The 20,051-nt window shown below is 33.9% G+C and carries 19 protein-coding genes; 16 read left to right on the top strand and 3 right to left on the bottom strand.

Annotation, left to right across the window (positions count from 1 at the left end):
* Positions 1–133 precede the first annotated feature (133 nt).
* A complete protein-coding gene (gene fliB / locus PBV87_RS15955; RefSeq protein WP_271012919.1) occupies positions 134–1,294 on the top strand; it encodes a flagellin lysine-N-methylase in 1,161 nt (386 codons plus the stop codon).
* 6 nt (positions 1,295–1,300) lie between these two features.
* On the opposite strand, the gene PBV87_RS15960 is transcribed toward fliB, so the two are convergent.
* The gene (locus PBV87_RS15960) at positions 1,301–1,909 is read right to left on the bottom strand and encodes a TetR/AcrR family transcriptional regulator (RefSeq protein ID WP_053985918.1); all 609 of its coding nucleotides are present in this window, start codon (positions 1,907–1,909) and stop codon (positions 1,301–1,303) included.
* 124 nt (positions 1,910–2,033) lie between these two features.
* Here PBV87_RS15960 and PBV87_RS15965 point away from each other — a divergent pair, with 124 nt between their 5' ends.
* From PBV87_RS15965 to PBV87_RS16030, 14 genes are all read left to right on the top strand, one after another.
* Positions 2,034–2,603: an NADPH-dependent FMN reductase family protein gene (locus PBV87_RS15965; RefSeq protein ID WP_053985917.1), complete on the top strand. Its 570-nt coding sequence runs from the start codon at positions 2,034–2,036 to the stop codon at positions 2,601–2,603.
* Positions 2,604–2,607: 4 nt separating this feature from the next.
* Positions 2,608–3,276, top strand: a complete 669-nt coding sequence (locus PBV87_RS15970) for a flavodoxin family protein (protein WP_271012920.1) — start codon at positions 2,608–2,610, stop codon at positions 3,274–3,276.
* Between the two features lie 125 nt (positions 3,277–3,401).
* Positions 3,402–4,106 carry a DUF554 domain-containing protein gene (locus PBV87_RS15975; RefSeq protein ID WP_330373829.1) on the top strand — a complete coding sequence of 235 codons (705 nt, stop codon included), beginning with the start codon at positions 3,402–3,404 and terminating at the stop codon, positions 4,104–4,106.
* Positions 4,107–4,333: 227 nt separating this feature from the next.
* Entirely contained in the window at positions 4,334–6,622 is a 2,289-nt protein-coding gene (locus PBV87_RS15980) for a ribonucleoside-diphosphate reductase subunit alpha (protein WP_271012921.1), read from the top strand.
* A 21-nt stretch (positions 6,623–6,643) separates the two neighbouring features.
* The gene (locus tag PBV87_RS15985; protein ID WP_271012922.1) at positions 6,644–7,672 is read left to right on the top strand and encodes a ribonucleotide-diphosphate reductase subunit beta; all 1,029 of its coding nucleotides are present in this window, start codon (positions 6,644–6,646) and stop codon (positions 7,670–7,672) included.
* 130 nt (positions 7,673–7,802) lie between these two features.
* Positions 7,803–8,612: a class I SAM-dependent methyltransferase gene (locus PBV87_RS15990; protein WP_271012923.1), complete on the top strand. Its 810-nt coding sequence runs from the start codon at positions 7,803–7,805 to the stop codon at positions 8,610–8,612.
* 32 nt (positions 8,613–8,644) lie between these two features.
* Positions 8,645–8,773 (top strand): hypothetical protein, encoded by a 129-nt coding sequence (locus PBV87_RS15995; protein ID WP_271012924.1) that lies wholly within the window; start codon positions 8,645–8,647, stop codon positions 8,771–8,773.
* A 157-nt stretch (positions 8,774–8,930) separates the two neighbouring features.
* Positions 8,931–9,530, top strand: coding sequence for a TIGR04100 family radical SAM protein (locus PBV87_RS16000; RefSeq protein ID WP_271012925.1), 600 nt, complete (start codon positions 8,931–8,933; stop codon positions 9,528–9,530).
* 196 nt (positions 9,531–9,726) lie between these two features.
* The gene (locus PBV87_RS16005) at positions 9,727–10,491 is read left to right on the top strand and encodes a helix-turn-helix domain-containing protein (RefSeq protein ID WP_271012926.1); all 765 of its coding nucleotides are present in this window, start codon (positions 9,727–9,729) and stop codon (positions 10,489–10,491) included.
* 103 nt (positions 10,492–10,594) lie between these two features.
* The gene (locus tag PBV87_RS16010; RefSeq protein ID WP_271012927.1) at positions 10,595–10,984 is read left to right on the top strand and encodes a diacylglycerol kinase family protein; all 390 of its coding nucleotides are present in this window, start codon (positions 10,595–10,597) and stop codon (positions 10,982–10,984) included.
* Positions 10,985–11,169: 185 nt separating this feature from the next.
* Positions 11,170–11,826: a DUF488 domain-containing protein gene (locus PBV87_RS16015; RefSeq protein WP_053985910.1), complete on the top strand. Its 657-nt coding sequence runs from the start codon at positions 11,170–11,172 to the stop codon at positions 11,824–11,826.
* A gap of 63 nt (positions 11,827–11,889) precedes the next feature.
* Positions 11,890–13,521 carry a glycosyl hydrolase gene (locus PBV87_RS16020; RefSeq protein WP_271012928.1) on the top strand — a complete coding sequence of 544 codons (1,632 nt, stop codon included), beginning with the start codon at positions 11,890–11,892 and terminating at the stop codon, positions 13,519–13,521.
* A gap of 129 nt (positions 13,522–13,650) precedes the next feature.
* Positions 13,651–14,976 (top strand): MATE family efflux transporter, encoded by a 1,326-nt coding sequence (locus PBV87_RS16025; protein WP_271012929.1) that lies wholly within the window; start codon positions 13,651–13,653, stop codon positions 14,974–14,976.
* 85 nt (positions 14,977–15,061) lie between these two features.
* Positions 15,062–15,754, top strand: a complete 693-nt coding sequence (locus PBV87_RS16030; RefSeq protein ID WP_271012930.1) for a response regulator transcription factor — start codon at positions 15,062–15,064, stop codon at positions 15,752–15,754.
* 7 nt (positions 15,755–15,761) lie between these two features.
* Here PBV87_RS16030 and PBV87_RS16035 read toward each other — a convergent pair whose 3' ends face one another.
* Together PBV87_RS16035 and PBV87_RS16040 are read right to left on the bottom strand one after the other, a co-directional pair.
* Positions 15,762–16,562 carry a TPM domain-containing protein gene (locus PBV87_RS16035; protein WP_271012931.1) on the bottom strand — a complete coding sequence of 267 codons (801 nt, stop codon included), beginning with the start codon at positions 16,560–16,562 and terminating at the stop codon, positions 15,762–15,764.
* A complete protein-coding gene (locus tag PBV87_RS16040) occupies positions 16,559–17,593 on the bottom strand; it encodes a TFIIB-type zinc ribbon-containing protein (protein ID WP_271012932.1) in 1,035 nt (344 codons plus the stop codon). The genes PBV87_RS16035 and PBV87_RS16040 overlap by 4 nt, the downstream gene beginning before the upstream one ends.
* Positions 17,594–17,749: 156 nt before the next feature.
* On the opposite strand from PBV87_RS16040, the gene PBV87_RS16045 reads away from it, so the two are divergent.
* Positions 17,750–19,879 (top strand): sensor histidine kinase, encoded by a 2,130-nt coding sequence (locus PBV87_RS16045; RefSeq protein ID WP_271012933.1) that lies wholly within the window; start codon positions 17,750–17,752, stop codon positions 19,877–19,879.
* Positions 19,880–20,051 lie beyond the last annotated feature (172 nt).

The following is a 20,051-nucleotide window of genomic DNA, read 5'->3' on the forward strand; positions in this document are numbered from 1 at the left end:
TCTACTAGCTTTATTTATATAGAAAGATATGAAATTCTATTTATTTACAAAGGTTTTCAATATAGAGACTAGAGTTTTAGCTAGAAATTCGATACAATAAGGGAAACATGTCAGGTTAAGGAGAATGAATTAAATGCCGGAACAAAAACAATATAAACGTATAGTACCTTCTTATATTAAGGACTTTAAATGTATAGGTGGTAAATGTGAAGATACTTGCTGTGCAGGATGGTCCATTGAAGTAGATGCTGGTACCTACGATAAATATAAAAAAGTTGAGCATGCAGAACTTAAAAATAGATTTAGTCAAGACATTGTAGATTGTAAGCAAAAAGCAACTAAGGCTTGTGCAGCACAAATTAAATTAAAAGATAACCGTTGTGCATTTTTAAGTCAAGATGGATGGTGTGATATCTATAGTGGCCTAGGTGAATCCTATTTAAGCCATACTTGTGGACTCTATCCAAGAACATTAAATCGCATCCATAATACTATGGAATATTCAATGACATTTTCTTGTCCAGAAGCAGCACGTCAAATCTTATTACAAGAAAAACCAATAACTTTTAGCTTATCAGAAAAGCTATTTAATGAATCAACAATTAGTGCAGATGTGGACTTAAATATAGAAAACCCAAAAGAATGGCAAGATTATTTCTTTATTATAAGAGATAAGGCGATTGGTCTATTACAAAATAGGAATTTCTACTTAGAAGAGAGATTAACACATGTAGAAGGATTAATGCTTGGAATTACAGAACTTGCATTAAAAGGAAAAACAAAACAAATACCAGGATTTGTGCAAAAGTATACAGGTGAAAACTTTACAGGTGAAAGAGAAGTAGATGCGGGCATTCTAATTGAAAGAATGTATTTCTTACAGCAAGATATGGAACTACCATCTGAGCGTTATGCTGAGTGCTTAGACCAAGTATTAGAAGGGTTAGGATTAACAAAGGAGACTGCAACTTTACAGCAAGCTTATAAAACTTACTTAAAGGGTGAGAGAAGTTGCTATAAGGACTTCTTAGAACAAAAAGGCCATATTTTAGAAAATTATTTAGTGAACTATATCTATGAGCGTTGTATACCTTTAGATGGTGCAACACCTATTGAAAGTTATGAATGGATGTTATTATACTATACACTTATTAAAGTACATCTCATAGGAATGGGTCTAGCTACACCAGTAGGCAGAAAAGTCATAAAGGAGGAACAAGCTATCAAGCTTATTCAATCCTTTACTAAAACTTATGACCATAATGATGGCTATTTAAGTTATTTTACAGATTAATAATCATTAATTGGAATCAAACATAGTATTTAGGCTGGTTGTAATTGTGTGTCGTGCAACGACTTCTGCAGGCTCTACACTTGTAATGCTTCCGCTGGCAAAGAGTGAAGCAAGACCATGGACAAGGCTCCACATAGAAAGCACATAAGTATCATAAAGTGCTAGGTCAGCTCCTACTGTTTCTAGATAACGAAGCGCTGTGCTTCTAAAAGCATTAAAAGATGGATTAGAACATGGATGGAACATACCACTTTCTATACAAATAGGTATAGGAGATTGATTCATAAAGGAAAACTGTAAGTAGTCAGGATTAGCTACCATAAAGGTGACATAGGCTACACCCAGTTCTATAATCTGTTCTTTAGGGGCATCGTGGTAATGAGTAAGAATAGGGGCTAGGGCAGCTTGAAATTCCTTAGCTGATTCTTGCATAATGGCTTGAACCAATTCTTCTTTATTTGCAAAATGCTTATAAGGGGCATTATGGCTTACCTCACATAGTTTAGCTACTTTTCTAAGAGAGAGATTATTATAGCCTTCTGTAGCAATAAGGCGTAGTCCGGTCTGGATAAGTTTAGTGCGTAATGAGTCATCAGTCACATGAGAGGGTGTCATAATAAATTCATCCTTATTTAATATATTTTTTTAAAAGTATAGCACTCTGGGTTGACAGTGTCAACGTAGGGTGCTATATTAATGGCAAAAAGGTTGACAGTGTCAACTTAAGCGAGGTGTAAAAATGAAAGTACTTGTATCATATAATGAAAAACCAACTCATATTCTTGGTAAAAGGCTTCGTGAGGAAATACTTAGTAGGTTGAAAGAACAAGAATATCCTATACAAACTTTTGGTGCCAATATAGAAGAAAGTAAAAATTGCTTAGGATGTTTTGGGTGTTGGGTAAAAACACCTGGCACATGTGTCATCAAAGATAAACAAACTGAATTTAGCAAAGCATATATAAGTAATGATACTGTGATTCTGATTACTCAAATTAAATATGGAACGTATGAGCCGGTGATTAAGAATATGTTAGACCGTAACATACCTAATGTATTACCTTTTTTTGAAACAGTTAAAGGTGAGACACACCATCAACCACGTTACAAAAAGTACCCAGAGTTTATTGTTGTAGGCTATGGAGAAGATTTAAGTCAGGAAGAAGTAGAGACTTTTAAAGGGATTATCAATGCAAATAGTATTAATATGAAAAAGTCAAAAGGCTATACATTCATTTGTGAAAGTGAAGAGAAAGTAGAAGAGATTGTTAGTGCCTTAATAGAACTTTGTAAAGGGCTGGAGGTATAAGAAAATGAAAAAAGTAATATTTTTAAATGGTAGTCCAAAGCAAGAACGCAGTGTTACTCATTATTACATAGAAGAGTTAAAAAAGCTTTTAGGAGAACAGGTGGAATGTGAAGAAATCTATGTAGCCAAAGTAATCAAGCAGAAGGATTTAGACAGTACTTATAAAAAGTTAACGCAGGCAGATCAGTTAGTGATAGGTTGTTCCCTTTATGTAGATACATTATATGCTGGTCTACTATCTTTCTTAGAGGAATTTGAAACTTATTTAGAAGTTTATCCAAACTTAAGAGAACCTAAAACCAGGGTATATGCATTATGTAATAATGGATTTTTACAAGGAGAGCAAAATAAGTATGCTTTAAGAAATCTTAGATTCTTTACAGAAAAAATAGGTTATAGCTGGCAGTTTGGACTAGGCCTTGGTGCAGGTGAAATGATGTATGCAACACGTGATCAGATGCCTATGGAGTTTGTTGTAAAACGTCAAATAGGTAATGCTCTTAGAGTTTTAAGCAGAGCTATTTTAAATGAAGAAGAAACAAAACAACAAGATTTATTAGTAAGTCCTAAAATACCAATTTGGATGTTCAATCAAATGGGGAATCAATTTTGGAAGGATAGGGCAAAAAAGGGAAAAGTGTCCGTAAAAATGATAAGACAACGTATTTATTAATTTACTTCAATTTTTATAAGTATGTTTACTTTGGTATAAATATAAATTATAATTTTATCCAATGATGTACTATCGGTTATATAAAGAATGATTATAACATGAGGTAAGTTAGGAGTGATAAAGGGATGATTTTGTTAGGGACCATTGTAAATGTATTATTAATATTAGTAGGAAGTATATTAGGGATTTTATTAAAGCGAGGCATAGAAAAACGTTATGAAGATTTGATTATGAGTGCACTAGGACTAGTAACTGCTGTTATTGGTATTACATTTGCAATTAAATCACAGAATATGCTAATCGTTGTGGTAAGTTTAGTAATTGGTGCATTGATAGGAGAATGGATCGATATTGATAGTAAGCTTAATAAAGTTGGAGATTGGTTAAAAGATAAAGTAAAGGGGAAGGGTGGAACAGGTTTAGAAGAAGAAAGTAGAATAGGAGAGGGATTTGTTACTGCTACTTTACTTTTTTGTGTAGGCTCGATGGCCATAATGGGTGCACTAGATAGTGGGCTTAGAGGGGACCATACAATTTTATATACAAAAAGTATTATGGATGGTATTTCAGCTCTAATCTTTGCAAGCAGTATGGGTATAGGTGTAGCTCTATCAGCATTTCCTATTTTAATCTATCAGGGTGGTATTGCTTTAATGGCACAAACTGTGCAGCCGTATTTAAGTGATGCAATGATGATAGAGATGAATGCAGTAGGTGGTATTTTACTTATTGGAATAGGTCTATCCCTTTTAGATATTAAGAGAATAAAGGTCTCAAACCTATTGCCAGCGTTGATTATCCCGATTATATGGTTTTTAATAGTAGGTTAGAGAAGAGAAAAGATGAGTAGCTATAGACAGTTACTCATCTTTTTTATTTTTTTATAAAGTTTATATAGATATACCAAGGGGTGAGAAGAAGGGAGGAAATTTTAGACTGAAGTTGTTGTACAAAAAATAAATAGAGTATGCTATCATAGATATACGTAAAAGATAAATATTATTAAAAAACAATAATTTTAATAGATATACAAATGGTAAGAAAAGGGGCCTGACTAATGGATATATTGATTCGTAAGAGAGACGGTAGGTTGGAAAAATTAAACGTAGAGAAAACAAAACGAATGATTAATATGGCTTGCGAGGGGATTGAAGGATGTGACCCTATAGAACTTGAATTAGATTCTTGCATTCAGTTTAGAGAAGAGATGACAACAGCTGAGATACAGAAGATACTTATACAAACAGCGATAGGAAAGGTTATACAAACAAAAGCAAATGAATTTGGTGGAAGTACAAAGGTAACCCACTCTAATTGGCAATATGTAGCAGCTAGATTATTATTATTTGATTTATATAAAGAAGCAAAGAAAAATAGAGGATATGACCACTTCGGGTATGGCAGTTACTTAGAGCTTATATATAAATTAGAAGAGAAGGGGCTATATGGTAAGTATCTTTTAACGGAGTATACCAAAGAAGATATCCTTGAACTTGCAGAATATATTAAACCAGAAAGAGATTACTTATTTAACTATGAAGGGGTCAAGCTCTTAGTGGATAGATACTTGATAAGAGGATTTGGAAAAGAAGTATTAGAGTTGCCACAAGAAAGATTTATGACAATAGCTATGCATTTAGCTATTCCTGAAAAAGAAAATAAAGTTCATTATGCAAAAAAATTCTATGATTTACTTAGCCAGTTAAAGATGACAGTAGCAACACCTACATTAGGTAATGCAGGAACACCGACTTATCAATTAAGTAGTTGCTTTATTTCAACAGTGGGAGATAATTTGTGGTCTATCTATGATACCAATCAGAAATTCGCCCAAGTATCCAAACATGGTGGAGGAATGGGTATCTATTTAGGAAAAATAAGAGCTCTAAATAGTGAGATTAGAGGTTACAAAAATGCATCAGGGGGCGTTATCCCTTGGGTACGTTTATATAATGATACAGCTGTAGCAGTAGATCAATTAGGGAAAAGAAAAGGTGGTGCAACAGTAACACTGGATATCTGGCATCAAGACGTTTACGATTTTCTAGATCTTAAAACCAATAATGGTGATGATAGAAGAAAAGCCCATGACTTATTTACTGCATTATCTATACCAGACCTCTTTATGCAGAGATTAGAAAAGAGACAAAAGTGGTCATTGTTTGATCCTTATAGTGTTCATAAATTAATGGGGTACTACTTAGAGGATGCTTTTGATGATGTAGAGGATAAGGCATTTACACGTAAATATGTTGAGTGTGAAAATAATCCAATGTTACCTAGAGTAGAGGTAGATGCTTTAGATATTATGAAAAAGATACTAAAGAGTGCAGTTGAAACAGGTACACCGTTTATATTCTTTAGAGATACAGTCAATAAATACAATGCGAATAAGCATGCTGGAATGATTTATGCGTCAAATCTCTGTCATGAAATCACTCAAAATACAAGTGAAAGTATATTTGTAAACGAAGAGATTGTAGGAGATGGTAGAAGGGAAATTAGAAGTACGATCACTCCTGGGGATATGGTTGTATGTAACTTAAATTCTATCAATCTAGGAAAGACAGAGTTAGAAGAGTTACAAGAAACTGTTCCTCTACAAATTAGAATGCTTGATAATGTAGTATCTCTCAATGACCTACCTGTTGCAGAAGCGAAATTAACCAGTGATAAGTATAGAGCAATTGGTCTAGGAACAAGTGGGTATCATCATTACCTGGTGAAGAAAAATATTATGTGGGAAAGCCAAGAACACTTAGAAGTAGCAGATACTTTATTCGAAGAAATTGCTTATCAGGCTATAAAAGGTTCTATGGAGTTAGCTAAAGAAAAAGGTGCTTATTCTGAGTTTGAAGGTTCTGAATGGCATACAGGTGCTTACTTTGAAAGACGTGGTTACACATCTTCTAGATGGCTTAAGTTAAAAGAAGATGTGAAAAAGTACGGTGTACGAAATGGGTATATTATGGCTATAGCGCCAACGGGAAGTACATCTAATATAGGAAATACTACAGCAGGGATAGATCCTATATTTAAAAAGTTCTTCATTGAAGAGAAGAAAGGTAGCTTTACACCTAAGACAGCTCCAGATTTATCAGTGGAAAACTTTTGGACTTATAAAGAAGCTCATACAATCGATCAACAGTGGAGTATAAAGGCTTGTGGTGTAAGACAAAAGCATATAGATCAAGCACAGTCCTTTAACCTTTATATTACACCAGAAATAAAAGCGAAAGATATCTTAGAAATGTATATGGAAACATGGAGACAGGGTGTAAAGACGATTTACTATATCAGAAACCAATCTCTAGAAATGGATGAATGTACAAGCTGTTCAAGCTAAGAGTGGAAGGAAGTATTGATAATGAAGAAAAAAATGATATTTAATGAAAATGGACTAAGAGGTACCCATTCTTTAATTAGTGGAGATACAACTAATTTAAGAGAATGGAACAGAATCAAATATGATTGGGCAAATACTATGTATAGAGGGATGCTTAATAATTTTTGGATACCTGAGGAGATCTCACTAGGTGAAGACGTTAAACAATTTCCTCATCTAACAGATGGAGAAAGAAGAGCATTTGATAGAATCATTTCTTTCCTCAACTTTTTAGATTCTATACAAAGTGAAAACTTACCAAATCTCTCTAGATATATTACAGCACCAGAAGTATCCTCCTTATTAAATATTCAAGCTTTTCAAGAAGAGATACATGCACAAAGTTATTCCTATATATTAGACTCTGTTACCAATCCCATTACAAGAGATCAAATCTATGATATGTGGAGAAATGACGAGCACTTATTAGAAAGAAATAAATTTATAGCAGGTATTTATCAAGCATTTAATGAGGAAGCTACAGAAGAAGGCTTTATTAAAACTGTTATGGCAAATTATATTTTAGAAGGTATCTACTTTTATTCAGGTTTTAGCTTCTTCTATACATTAGCAAGACAAGGTAAAATGACAGCAACAAGTACATTATTTAAATATATCAATAGAGATGAAATTACTCATCTTGTATTGTTCCAAAATATTTTAAAAGAACTTAAAAAAGAGAATCCAAGTATCTTTACACCAGCATTTGAAAGCGAACTAGTAGAGATGATGAGGGTCGCTGTTGAGCATGAAATCAGTTGGGGACAATATGTAACCAATAATGAAATACTAGGTTTAAATGATGAGCTTATTGATAGATATATCAAATATTTATCCAATTTAAGATTAAAGGCAATCGGATTAAATGTTCTTTACCCAGAGATTACAACACATCCAATGGAATGGATAGAAAGCTTTGCAAACTTAAATAATACAAAGACTGATTTCTTCGAGGCAAAAGTAACAACCTATACCAAAGCCGCCGCTTTTGATATAGATGAATTAGAATAAAAAGTATAAATGATCCTAGGTTTCTTGTGAGAGGCTTAGGATTATTTTTTATAAAAAAGAATTGACAGAAGATTTAATATGGGATAAGATAGTGAACAATATATTCTGAAAAATAAAAGGAGGCGTTGTAATGGAAGTTGTAAAACAATACTATGATGAAGAAGCAGAAAGAGAGTGGCAAAGACTTGCCAATCCTTATAGTCAAGTGGAATACAAAACGACTTTACATCTTATAGAAAAGTATTTTCCAAAGAATGGTCATGTTTTAGATATTGGCTCAGGCCCTGGACGCTATTCATTAGCCCTCCTTAAACAAGGTTATCAAGTTTCTTTATTAGATTTATCAAAAAGGGAATTGGCTATTGCAAAAGATCAAATAGAGATGGCAGGTTTGAAGGCAGAAAATTATTATTGCCAAAGTGCTTTAGAGTTAGAAGGATTTAAAGATAATAGTTTCGATGGGTTACTAATCATGGGGCCAATGTATCATTTACATGAAGAAGCAGACCGTTTACATATTTTAAGAGAAGCCAAAAGAATTGTAAAAGATGAAGGCATAATCCTTATTGCATATATCAATACGTGGGGCGCACTTAAGGCGAGCCTATATGAGTTTCCAGAGAGCTTTTTAGACAAGGAGCATTTTGAGAGATATATAAATGGAGACTTGAAGTTTAGTGAAGAAGAAAGCTTTACCCAGACCTATTTTACAACACCACCAAAGGCGTTAGAAGAGATAGAAAAGTCAGGATTACAGTTGGTTTCTTATGCAGGTGCTGAAAGTTATATATCAGGAATGCACGTAGAACTTAGTAACTTAGCAAACTATATGCCTGAAGTCTATGCAAACTATGTAGAAAAGGCATGTGAATATGCAGAACTTCCTCAATATAGAGATGCAACAGAACATGTTGTAATGATTGTAAAGAAGGAAATTTAGAGAAGTAGACATATTCTAGGGGGAATAGAGAAATGTATATGAATAGAGCGATTATTTTTGAGGAGGTACCATTAGGCATAGATATACTCTTTTGGATTTTTGTTATAGGTATAATAGCTTATTTAATTTGGACAAGAGAAGGTAGAGGGAAGAGGAAATAATCTAAGTTATATAAGAAATGAATTGTATCGGTATAGATTGTAATTCGTTCAAAAGGGACATGAGGATGTATTGAAGTTCTATTTCATTTATGTAAAAATACCTTTTACATAGATCATGAAAATGTATGGGTATTCTTGAGTAAATGGAGGGATGGAGATGACCATCTTATATAAGATAGACAATAGCTTATATGTAAATATAACGAATAAATGTCCTTGTGCGTGTGTGTTTTGCGTAAGACTAGAACATGATAGTGTAGGGGAATGTGAAAGTTTGTGGTTAGAGAAAGAACCAACTTTAGAAGAAATCATAGATGCGTTTGAAAAACATAATTTAGAAGACTATGATCAAATTGTATTTTGTGGTTATGGTGAGCCTCTTGAAAGACTAGATACAGTGGTAGAGATATGTAAGTGGATTAAAGCAAAAAGTAAAACACCTATACGTATTAATACAAATGGGTTAGCAGATTTGATTCATAAGAAAGAAACAGCTCCAACATTAGAAGGATTAGTCGATTCTATTTCTATTAGTTTAAATGCTCCAGATGTAAAGAGTTACTTAGAAATAGCAAGACCTAAATTTGGTGAAATAAGTTTTAGCCATCTTCTTTACTTTGCGAGTGAATGTAAAAAGGTTATTCCACAAATAACTTTTTCAGTTGTAGACATTCTTAGTGGGGAACAGATAGAAGGGTGTAAAAGGTTAGCATCAGAAATGGGTATTGCACTTCGCGTAAGAGAAATGATAAAATAAAGAGTATCATTTTTTACAATACAAATTTTGAATAATGAGTATAATATATTATATTAAAAGAATGAAGTTGAATACAATTACATATGAAGATATAGACAAAGGCGTCTTAGGAGTTATTCCTAGGGCGCCTTTTTTAGTTTAAAGATGGTAGAAAGGAGTCGTACACACTTTAATAAAGAAAAGATTGAGGTGGGATATGAAAAATTTTTGTATTAGAAGAAGTATGGATTATCAAGAAATACAAGTAGAACATTCAAAGTATAATAAGTTTTATTTATTTAATAATCCTAACCATGAACCTATTACGGTTATACCGGATGGTTGTATGGATATACAATTCGTATGGCAAGAAGGAAAGGGCCAGATCCATTTGTGTGGGAGCTTTCTACAAGGTAGTGTATCTTCTATAGGGCAATATGATAGATGTTTTGGGATTAAATTCAATTTAGGTATTATTCCTGATATAGATCATATAAGCATAGAGGAGCTCATTAATAATAGATATGTTTTAAATCAAGAGGGAGATTTAGAATTACCAACAAGTAAGATGATAGAATATCTGGCTAGCCATGATAGATTAGAGGACTTAGTAAGATATTTTGTAGAACAGTTTGGAGACTTAGTATTCTATGAAACTAATCATATTATACAAAAGGCTATAGAAGAGATTGTTAAAACGTCAGGTTTGGTGAGTGTAAGGCATTTGGCAGAAGAAATGGGATATAGCCAATGCTATATTAGCCGAGTTTTTAAACGTTTTATGGGGATCACTTTAAAGCGATATGCAAGTATTATCAGATGCCAAAATGCTATTCGATTTATAGAAGATAATGAGGAGAGTATAATCTATGAACAGCTAGGTTATTATGATCAGGCACATTTTATCAATGAATTTAAACGCTTCACCTCTTATACACCTTATAATTACAAAAAACATATGGATGAATTATTAATCGTATAAATAAGAAGGAATCATAAATAAATTCGCATCGGGTGGTAGAAGTGTGTATTATTTTGTAGTAAGCTAACTATACGAATCAAAATAATAGTATAGGGGAAAATAAGTGTCTATCAAGCAAAAGTCACATCAACGACAATCACTAATTTCAAGTTTTAAGCATGCTTTTGAGGGAATTGCTGTAGGAGTATTAAACGAAAGAAATATGAAAATTCATCTATGCGCCATGTGCCTTGTTATCTTATTTGGCATAGAGTTTAAGATAAGTATAATAGAATGGTGTATTTGTGTTATCTTATGTGGAATGGTCATAGGAGCAGAACTTGTTAATTGTGCCGTAGAAGCCATTGTGGACATGGTAATGCCAGATATTCATCCTAACGCGAAAGTAGCAAAGGATACAGCAGCAGGAGCTGTTTTAGTATGTGCTATTAGTGCATTAATTGTAGGGGGGATTATTTTTGTACCGAAGATTTTTTCTATACTCTTGAAATAGAATCATTAAATCATAGATAAAAATTATCAATAATAAAAGGATATTGTAAAATAGTTACTTATTATGCTATTTTACAATATCCTTTTGTTATACTAAGAATAGCTTTTATAAGAAAATAGTTTAGTTAATAATTCTTTAAGACTCGTTGTATACTAAGAAAAAAACTAAATATAAGGAGCACGGTAATGGAAGAGCAGGTTATTTATACAATTGGTTACGCCCATCATACACAGGAGAGTTTTTTAGAACTTCTATTAAAATATCATATTAACTGTGTGATTGATGTACGTACAATGGCTTATTCAGGATTTCATCCTCAATTTAATAAAGAAATTATTAAGGCTTATCTCAAACAACATGGAATAGCTTATTTGCATATGGATCAACCTTTTGGAATTATAAAGGATAAGATTGAACTGAATACTAAAGAAGGGTATTTGGATTTTACCAAACTAGCTAAGACAGATAAGTTTTTAGAAGGTGTTTCACGTGTTCAAAATGGGTTAGAAAAAGGTTATCATATAGCATTTATGTGCGCCGAAAAAGATCCAACAGATTGTCATAGAAGTACACTTGTAGCAAGGGCACTTTATGAAATGGGATATGAGGTGAAGCATATTCTATATGATGGCAGTGTAGAAACTCATCAACACATGGAAGAAAGAATGAAAGAGAAGTTTGCACCAGACAATGGACAGATTGATTTATTTAGGGGCGAACAGTCAGAAGAAGATCGGTTAGAAGAAGCCTATGCAAAATGTAGCAAAGAAATTTTTATTGTCAATGCTAAGCGTGTACTAAAAGATGATTATGATTTCCCAAAACCTAACCCTAATGCGTGAGTAGGCCATTTATGATATACTACTTTAGCAATTACTAGAAATTTAGATAAGGGAGCACGGAAGATGAAGACATTTCAACAAAAGGTTTGCCTAGCATTAGGGACAATGATGATGCTTGCTGCGATACCAACTTATGCAGGGGCAAGTTGTGGCGGTAATGGGTGGAACTGTTACAAAAAAGGTATGAGTTATATGCAACAAGGTCAGTATGCAAAAGCTGTAGAAGAACTAAAATATGCTGCAACTAAACTACCAGACCAAGCAGCAGTGCATAGTGAGCTTGCAAAAGCTTATGAAAAGGTAGAAAAATATCAACTTGCAGCAGATCATTACTATAAGCAAGCAGCACTTTATAAAAATAAAGGGGAAAATCAACAAAGCTATCTTGCAGCACTTCGTAAAGCTGATGAACTTAATAGCACCATAGAATTTTATCAAGTAGAAGAAGCACCAGCTGAGACAGTACAACTTGCCAAGTATGAACCAGCAAGAGGAGCCTATATAGGTGCTTTTATTGGTGGAGAGCAAAAGTTCAAAGATTCAAGTTACAACTGGGGTGGGGACCTTAATGAATTTGAAGAGTTCAATGAAATGACAGGGAAGAAACATGCGACTTTTTTTGATTATGGTTCAATAGGAACAACACTGAATCAAAGTTTACAACAGCAAGAACAAGATATAAAAGCTGCCGGTGCAGCAGTACATATTGCCTACGAACCCAATCGTGGATTGCAAGAAGTAACAAAGGAAGCCATTACAAAGTATGCTGAAGAATTAAGAGACTTAGGCGTACCAGTATTTTTACGTTATGCTTCAGAGATGAATGGAAAATGGGTGCCATGGAATGGTAATCCAAGCTTATATATTGAAAAGTGGAAGATGGTACATGACATTATGGAACAAATCGCACCTAATGTAGCGATGGTATGGTCACCATCAGAAATGCCACTTGATCAAATAGATGCCTACTATCCTGGAGATGCTTATGTAGATTGGGTAGGTATTAGTATTTATAGTGCTCAGTTTGAGAACGGAGATATTACAAAACCTACAGATAGAAGAAATCCATTAGAATCACTAGATTATATTTATAACAAGTATGCATCTAGAAAACCGATTATGATTAGTGAATATGCAGCCAGTCATGAAGCAGGTTTTGCACCTAACAAACAAGATACCTCTAAGTTTGCTGTGGCAAAGATGACTTATTTCTATGAAAGTATTAAAACAAAGTATCCACGTGTAAAATGTATTCAATGGTATAGTGCCAATAACTATAACTTAGCAGATAAAAGCAAAAATCGTGTAAACTATAGCTTACTAGAAGGTGGAGGTAAAGGTGTACTAGAACGTTATAAAAAAATTATAGAAGATCCATATTTCTTAAGTAATGTAGTAAATGGTCCTCTTGTAGAAAAGCAAGCCAATCTCCCAAAAGCAAGTAAGCAAATTAAAGGTTCAGTTAAAGCAACAAAGGATATGACATTACGTACTTGGGTAAAGTCTTATGATGCTTATATTTCACAAGTTGTTTATAAATTGAATGGAGAACGCTTAGAAGTTTGTGCAACTGCACCATATGAAATTACCGTTCCATATGCTAAACTTAAAAGTGGAAAAAATACATTAGAAGCTGTAGTGTTCGATTCAAAAAGTCGTGTTGCAAAGACAGAAAGTATCACGATTCAAAAATAAATAATACACTTATTGTTTAATCACCGGATTAAGCAAATAGAAGTGCCTAAAACATATTCCGTAGGTCTTAGAAGGAATGTGATTTTAGGCACTTTTTTGTTTGAACGGTAAAATTAGAGGGAGGCATTTATGAAGAATAATCACACACTTAAAACTTTTATGAGCTATGTTATTTTGAACATGTTAGGGATGCTTGGGATATCTTGCTATATCTTAGCAGATACATATTTCATTGCTAATGGTATTGGAGCAGATGCTCTAACAGCTCTAAACTTGGCATTACCTATCTTTGGACTTATGAATGGTATGGGTCTACTACTTGGAATAGGGAGTGGAACAAGATATACGATTCTTATGGCTAGAAATAAGAAGAAAGAGGCGAATCAAGTATTTAGTCAAACCATAATGATAGGCCTTGGCATTGGTCTTGTACTTAGTATCATTGGATTAATGGGGGCAAGGACTATTTGCGGTTGGCTTGGAGCAGATGCAGTGACTTTTAATATGATGAATAGCTATTTAAAAACTATTTTATCTCTAGCACCATTCTTTATTTTGAATCATATTATTATTTGTTTTGTACGTAATGACAAAGGGCCTAAGCTAGCTATGATGGCTATGGTAGTAGGAAGCTTAATCAATATTATATTAGACTATGTGTTTATCTATTCTCTTGGAATGGGAATGTTTGGTGCAGCATTTGCTACAGGGATTGCACCTATGATTAGCATTGGTATACTCTCAACTCATTTCTTTAAGGAGCACAATAGCTTACGCTTTGTAAAATGTAAGGTGCAAATAAGTACCATTAAAGATAGTTGTAGTTTAGGTCTTTCTGCATTTGTAACTGAGCTTTCAACAGGTATTGTATTACTTGTATTTAACTTGGTAATCTTAAAATTAGCTGGCAATGTGGCAGTTGCAGCATATGGTATTATTGCAAATATCTCATTAGTCTGTTTGGCACTTTTTACAGGTATTGCACAAGGTATACAACCACTTATGAGTCGTTACTATGGTGATGGTGACATGAAGAAAGTGTATCAAGTATTAAAATATGCTTTATGCTTGGCAGTAGGATTAGGTGTGATTTTATATATAGGCATTTATATTTTTGCTAACCCTCTTGCAGCAGTGTTTAATAAAGAACAAAATTTAATGCTTGCAGAACTTGCGATAGCAGGAATGCATATTTATTTTATAGGTATTATTTTTGCAGGAATTAATATAGTAGGCGCAGCTTACCTCTCAGCAATTGAAGAGACGAAAAAAGGATTTAGTGTCTCTATCTTAAGAGGGCTTGTTGTGATTGTTCCAAGTGTAATAGGATTAGCTATGTTATTTGGATTAAATGGTGTATGGATCTCCTTTGTTTTTACAGAAACAATCACAGCTTGTTTTGCTATAGCTATCATGTATAATGGCTATAAAGTTAAAGAATTGACCAGTTTTTAAGAAATCGTAAGAAATTTATTAAGTGATTGTAGGAATTATAAGATACAATAGAGGTACAAAGATTGAAAGTTAGGGAGGCATACAAATGACATATACCATTTTAGTATGTGATGATGATGAGCTTATAGTGAATTCTATAGCATTACATTTACAAAAGGAAGGATATCGTGTAGTCAAAGCTTTTAATGGTATTGAAGCTTTAGAAGCAGTAGAAAAGGAGAAGATTCATCTTGTTTTATTAGATATCATGATGCCTAAATTAGATGGATTATCGACTACATTACGTATTAGACAGGAGAAGAATATTCCTATTATTATTTTATCAGCTAAAAGTGAAGATACAGATAAAATTGCAGGATTAAACTTTGGGGCAGATGATTATATTACAAAACCATTTAATACTTTAGAACTACTAGCACGTGTGAAGTCACAACTTAGACGTTATACAACGCTTGGGAGCATGGTAGTAGAACCTCAAATTCTGTCTACAGGTGGCTTATGGCTAGATGCAGAAACGGGGAAGGTAACATTAGATGGTGAGATGGTGAAGTTAACACCAACAGAGTATAAAATTTTATATTATCTGATGAAAAATATGGGGCAAGTCCTCTCTATGCATCAAATCTACGAAAATGTTTGGCAAGAAGTGGCCTATGCCCCAGAAAACACAGTAGCCGTCCATATTAGACGACTACGTGAAAAAATTGAAATTAATCCTAAAGATCCTAAATACTTAAAAGTTGTCTGGGGAAGTGGGTATATGGTAGAAAAAATTTAATGGTAGATTAAAAACTTCTTCCACCACCACCATGACTACGGCCACTACTAGAAGTATGGGTAGAACTGCGCCCACCACCAGAGGAGTTATTTGAGGATTCTTTCTTGCGTTTAGAAATATGACGTCCAAGGAACGTATCTTCTTTGCGTGTGAAGTGAACAGAACCATGATTAAGGTATGCCTGACCGGATATGGAGGTTGGTCTTTTGTAGCTTTTACTTACGCAGATACAAATAATAAAGCTTATAATAACTGAGATAACCAAATAAAGAAGGGTAGATGACCAGGAAAATTTGAAGCCTTCTGGTTCAGTGTACTGATTACTTGGTATACCAGAGATTAGATTGGATTCTACTTTAGATAGAAAAGTGGTACAAGCAGCACTGTAGTGTTGGTTAGCAAGGCTACTTGTCATGGCATCTAAAATAGAATCAATACGTGCATCTGTAAAGTAACGAATACCTTCACCACAAGTAGAGATATAGACTTCACGGTCTTCCATATTAATAAGTAGAAGTAGGCCACTATAGTCTTGACCAATACCCAATCCATTTTGATCATAAAAGTCATCAGCATAGGTACGAGAGGACTTACCGTTCATAGAATCAGTCGTTACAATGCCAATATCTATCTGATAGGTGCTAACAAGCTCATCCATTTGTGTCTGTAAAGTAGCTTTTTCACTGCTACTTAAGAGGTTTGCTTGATCGAAGATTTTAGTTGTCGCACCATACATAGGGAAAATACAACTGACTAAAAGGCTAAGGAATACCATAAGTTTAATAGAAGATAAAGTTACTTTTCTCATAATAGTCCACCTCCAATAAATAAAATGAGGAAGATAACAAGGGTTAAAATAAAGAAGAGATAAGTCACTTTTTTCTTACAGATTGGTAGCTCTCCAAATATCTTACCGGTTTGACCATTCATAACAAAGAAGTAGGTTTTATCGTTATAGAGATAAGTAAGTACCCAAATAGGAAGTAGTGTATAGTCAAATTGCACATCTTGAACGTTAATATTACAGTTTGTTACTGCTAGACTATTATAGCTTTTAATAGATTCACGAAATACTTCAGTAGTGGCTGCTTCTACACGCTTTTGTATAAATGGATAAACTTGCTCTTGCTTCACATCATACTTTTCGGCTAAGAAGCCAGATAGATAAGGTGAAGAAAAGTCTATCAGGTCTACAAAGTTAAAGGGTTCAACAGAAGCCATTACGGCATCTTCAGCTTTACTCGAAGCATCATGAGGTATGTAATCAAAGCGCATAGAACCTGCACGTTCAATCATATAGTCTTGAGTCTCTGTATAATAATAACTAGAATCTGACCAGGTTCTTATATTTTTTGCTTTAGCAACCAGGTTGCCGGAAGTACCACAGCTCATCAGCCAATAAGGAAGGTAGATACCTGTAAGTTTTTGAAGTTGGCTGGGAGAAGCAAAGTCTGAAGGTAGAAACCATTTGCCACAACACCAATTTTTAAAGGATGTAATAGCATCTTCTTTAGTTGTTTTAAAAGGAATGATTTTAGAAGGTTTAAAGTCATCTTTTAGCTGGTGGGATAAAACAACAGGACTGTGGCAATAACAACAAAAGGTAGCAGAGGTGTTGGGGTCAGTAACGAGCTGGGCACCACAACTAGGGCAGCTATAAATAACGGTAGCATCTACAGTATCAGTAAAAGGTTCTTGAATGGTTTGAGTAGACTCTGTAGCTTCAAGAGCATGTTGATCGAAGCTACTTTCACAAAAGGGACACGCCCACTTTTGCATTTCGGGGTCAAAGACTAATTTGGCACTACAATGTGGGCACACATAGCTAACAACAGACATTTAGTATACTCCTTATATTTTAAATATTGTGAGTTTATTATAGCATTAAACAGAAATAAATAAAATATGAAGAAACCGTAATAAATTTATGAAGGTCTTTGTAAAGTCTAGGTTTTAGACTAGTGATATAAAGAAAGAAAAGGTGGTGTATCACAGATGAGAAATATAGGATACAGCAAACTCGTGAAGTTGCTTTTATACATATCTATGGTTGCATTCAGCATAGGTGGTATTTATAGTTTGTATGGGTTAGCTGGAATGCCAAGAGAAAAGAATTATTATTCTAGCTATGGATATGAGTATGAACTTATTACTAAAGCAGGTTATGTAAGGGACTGGATTGTACGCTATGCAGATGAAAAAATCCTTGAGAAGGACGGCGTAAGCTCGGCGGATATTAAGCGCTATCGTACAGCAGATACATCTGTAACAAGTGATGAACAGGCAATAGCAGGTATACTATCCGATCGCCATGATTACTATGAATTTATTCAAGATCAACTAGTAAGAGATAATGTGAATGTAGAGTATATAGGCATTGATAAAGGAACAGGAAAAGTTATTACGAATAGCCCACTTTATAAAGGAAGTAATTTAGATGCAGTTTTAGATGACTTTTTAAAGTCTCCAACTCTAATTACAGGGGATGGAGAAAAAATTAAACGTTCTTTTCAAGAGGAAAGAACATGGAACTATATTGATGGTGTAGGGACGTTTCATAGCAATTACTACAATGGAAGTGGTGTGGCGAATAAGGAAAACTATGCCATATACGTACGTACTAAAGAGAATTTACAACCAGGAGATAGCTTTTATGAAAGGGCTATGAACTTTGAAAAGGCTACAGCAAATAAAGATATGATTTATGTCTTTGGTGCATTAAGTTTTGTTCTTGGGCTTCTTGATTTGATAGGATGGATTAAAGTGATTGGACAAAAAGAGCCAGATGGAGAAGTAAGTTTAAATTTCTTTGATAAGATTCCGTTCGAAATACAAGCCATTGGATTTGGGTTTATTATGCTTATATGGGCAAGTTTTAGTTTCTTCTGGATTAATGATATCATGGTGAGTAGAGGTTGGGTGCCTTATACATTAGGTAGTATCTTTGGCTCAGAAGAATTTGTACTCATGGTACTCATTGCAAGTGGTGTAGCTATAACTCTTGTAGTCTTATCAAGTTTTGTCAGACACTTTAAAAATAAAAGTATGTCTAGATACATCTTAGTATGGCGTCTAGGAAAATGGGCAAAAGAAGATTTATTGAATGAAAAAACTTTACCATTAGCAGCGGCCTTAGTTATTATAGGTTATGTTGTAATTAATTTAGGACTTATTTATATGATTTGTAATGTGTGGGGACTTTTTAATCTGCTGATGTGGTTGATGTTCTTTAGCTTTAATGGCTTAATGCTTTTATTAATGATTAAAATCACTATGGACTATGTGAGGCTCTCAAGGGGAATAGAGACACTGGCAAAAGGTAACTTAAACTCACAAGTAAAATTATCACTAAGTTTGCCAGTTATGAATCGTACAGCCAATCAGATCAATCATATAGGAGGCGGTTTAGAAGCAGCCGTTGAACAGAGTCTTAAAAGTGAAAGATTAAAAACAGAGCTAATCACCAATGTATCCCATGATTTAAAAACACCACTTACTTCTATTATTAGTTATATTGATTTATTAAAAGAAGAACCTATAGAGAATAAGACAGTAACAGAGTATATTGAGATTTTAGATGAAAGAAGTCATCGACTTAAACAATTAGTAGAAGATTTGGTAGAAGCGTCAAAAGCAGCAACAGGTAATGTAAAGGCAGAACTTATGCCAACAAGATTAGACCAACTTGTTATTCAAGCTGTAGGTGAATATACAGACCGTTTAGAAGCAAGCGAACTAGAAGTTGTATTTAACCAAACGGAAGAAGTAGAAGTCTTAGCTGATGGGAGACACATGTGGCGCATTATAGAAAACTTACTTTCAAATGCTTGTAAGTATGCTATGCCAAATACAAGGGTGTATGTTGATGTAGTAAGAAAAGAAGGTAAAGGGTGCTTAATCCTTAAAAATATTTCAAAAGAGCCGCTGGCCATAGAACCAAGTGAACTTACTGAACGTTTTGTAAGAGGGGAATCCTCTAGAAGCAGTGAAGGCTCTGGGCTAGGCCTTGCTATTGCAACAAGCTTAGCACAAGTACAAGGTGGTACGCTAAAGTTAGAAATAGATGGGGACTTATTTAAAGCGATTGTAGAAATGCCACAGGTAGCACAAAGACCAGTAGAGTAGGCCATAAATAAAATAGAGATATGTAAATTTTATAGAGTTAAGCTAGGATATGATTAATCATATCCTAGCTTTCTTTATTTTATGGATAAATATAAAAATATTAAATAAAGAATAGATGCAAAATACTAAAAAATGAGTTAGAGTATTATAATGTAGATAGCGCATTATAATC

The organism is Holtiella tumoricola (genome assembly GCF_027857615.1).
Classification (GTDB): Bacteria; Bacillota; Clostridia; order Lachnospirales; family Cellulosilyticaceae; genus Holtiella; species Holtiella tumoricola.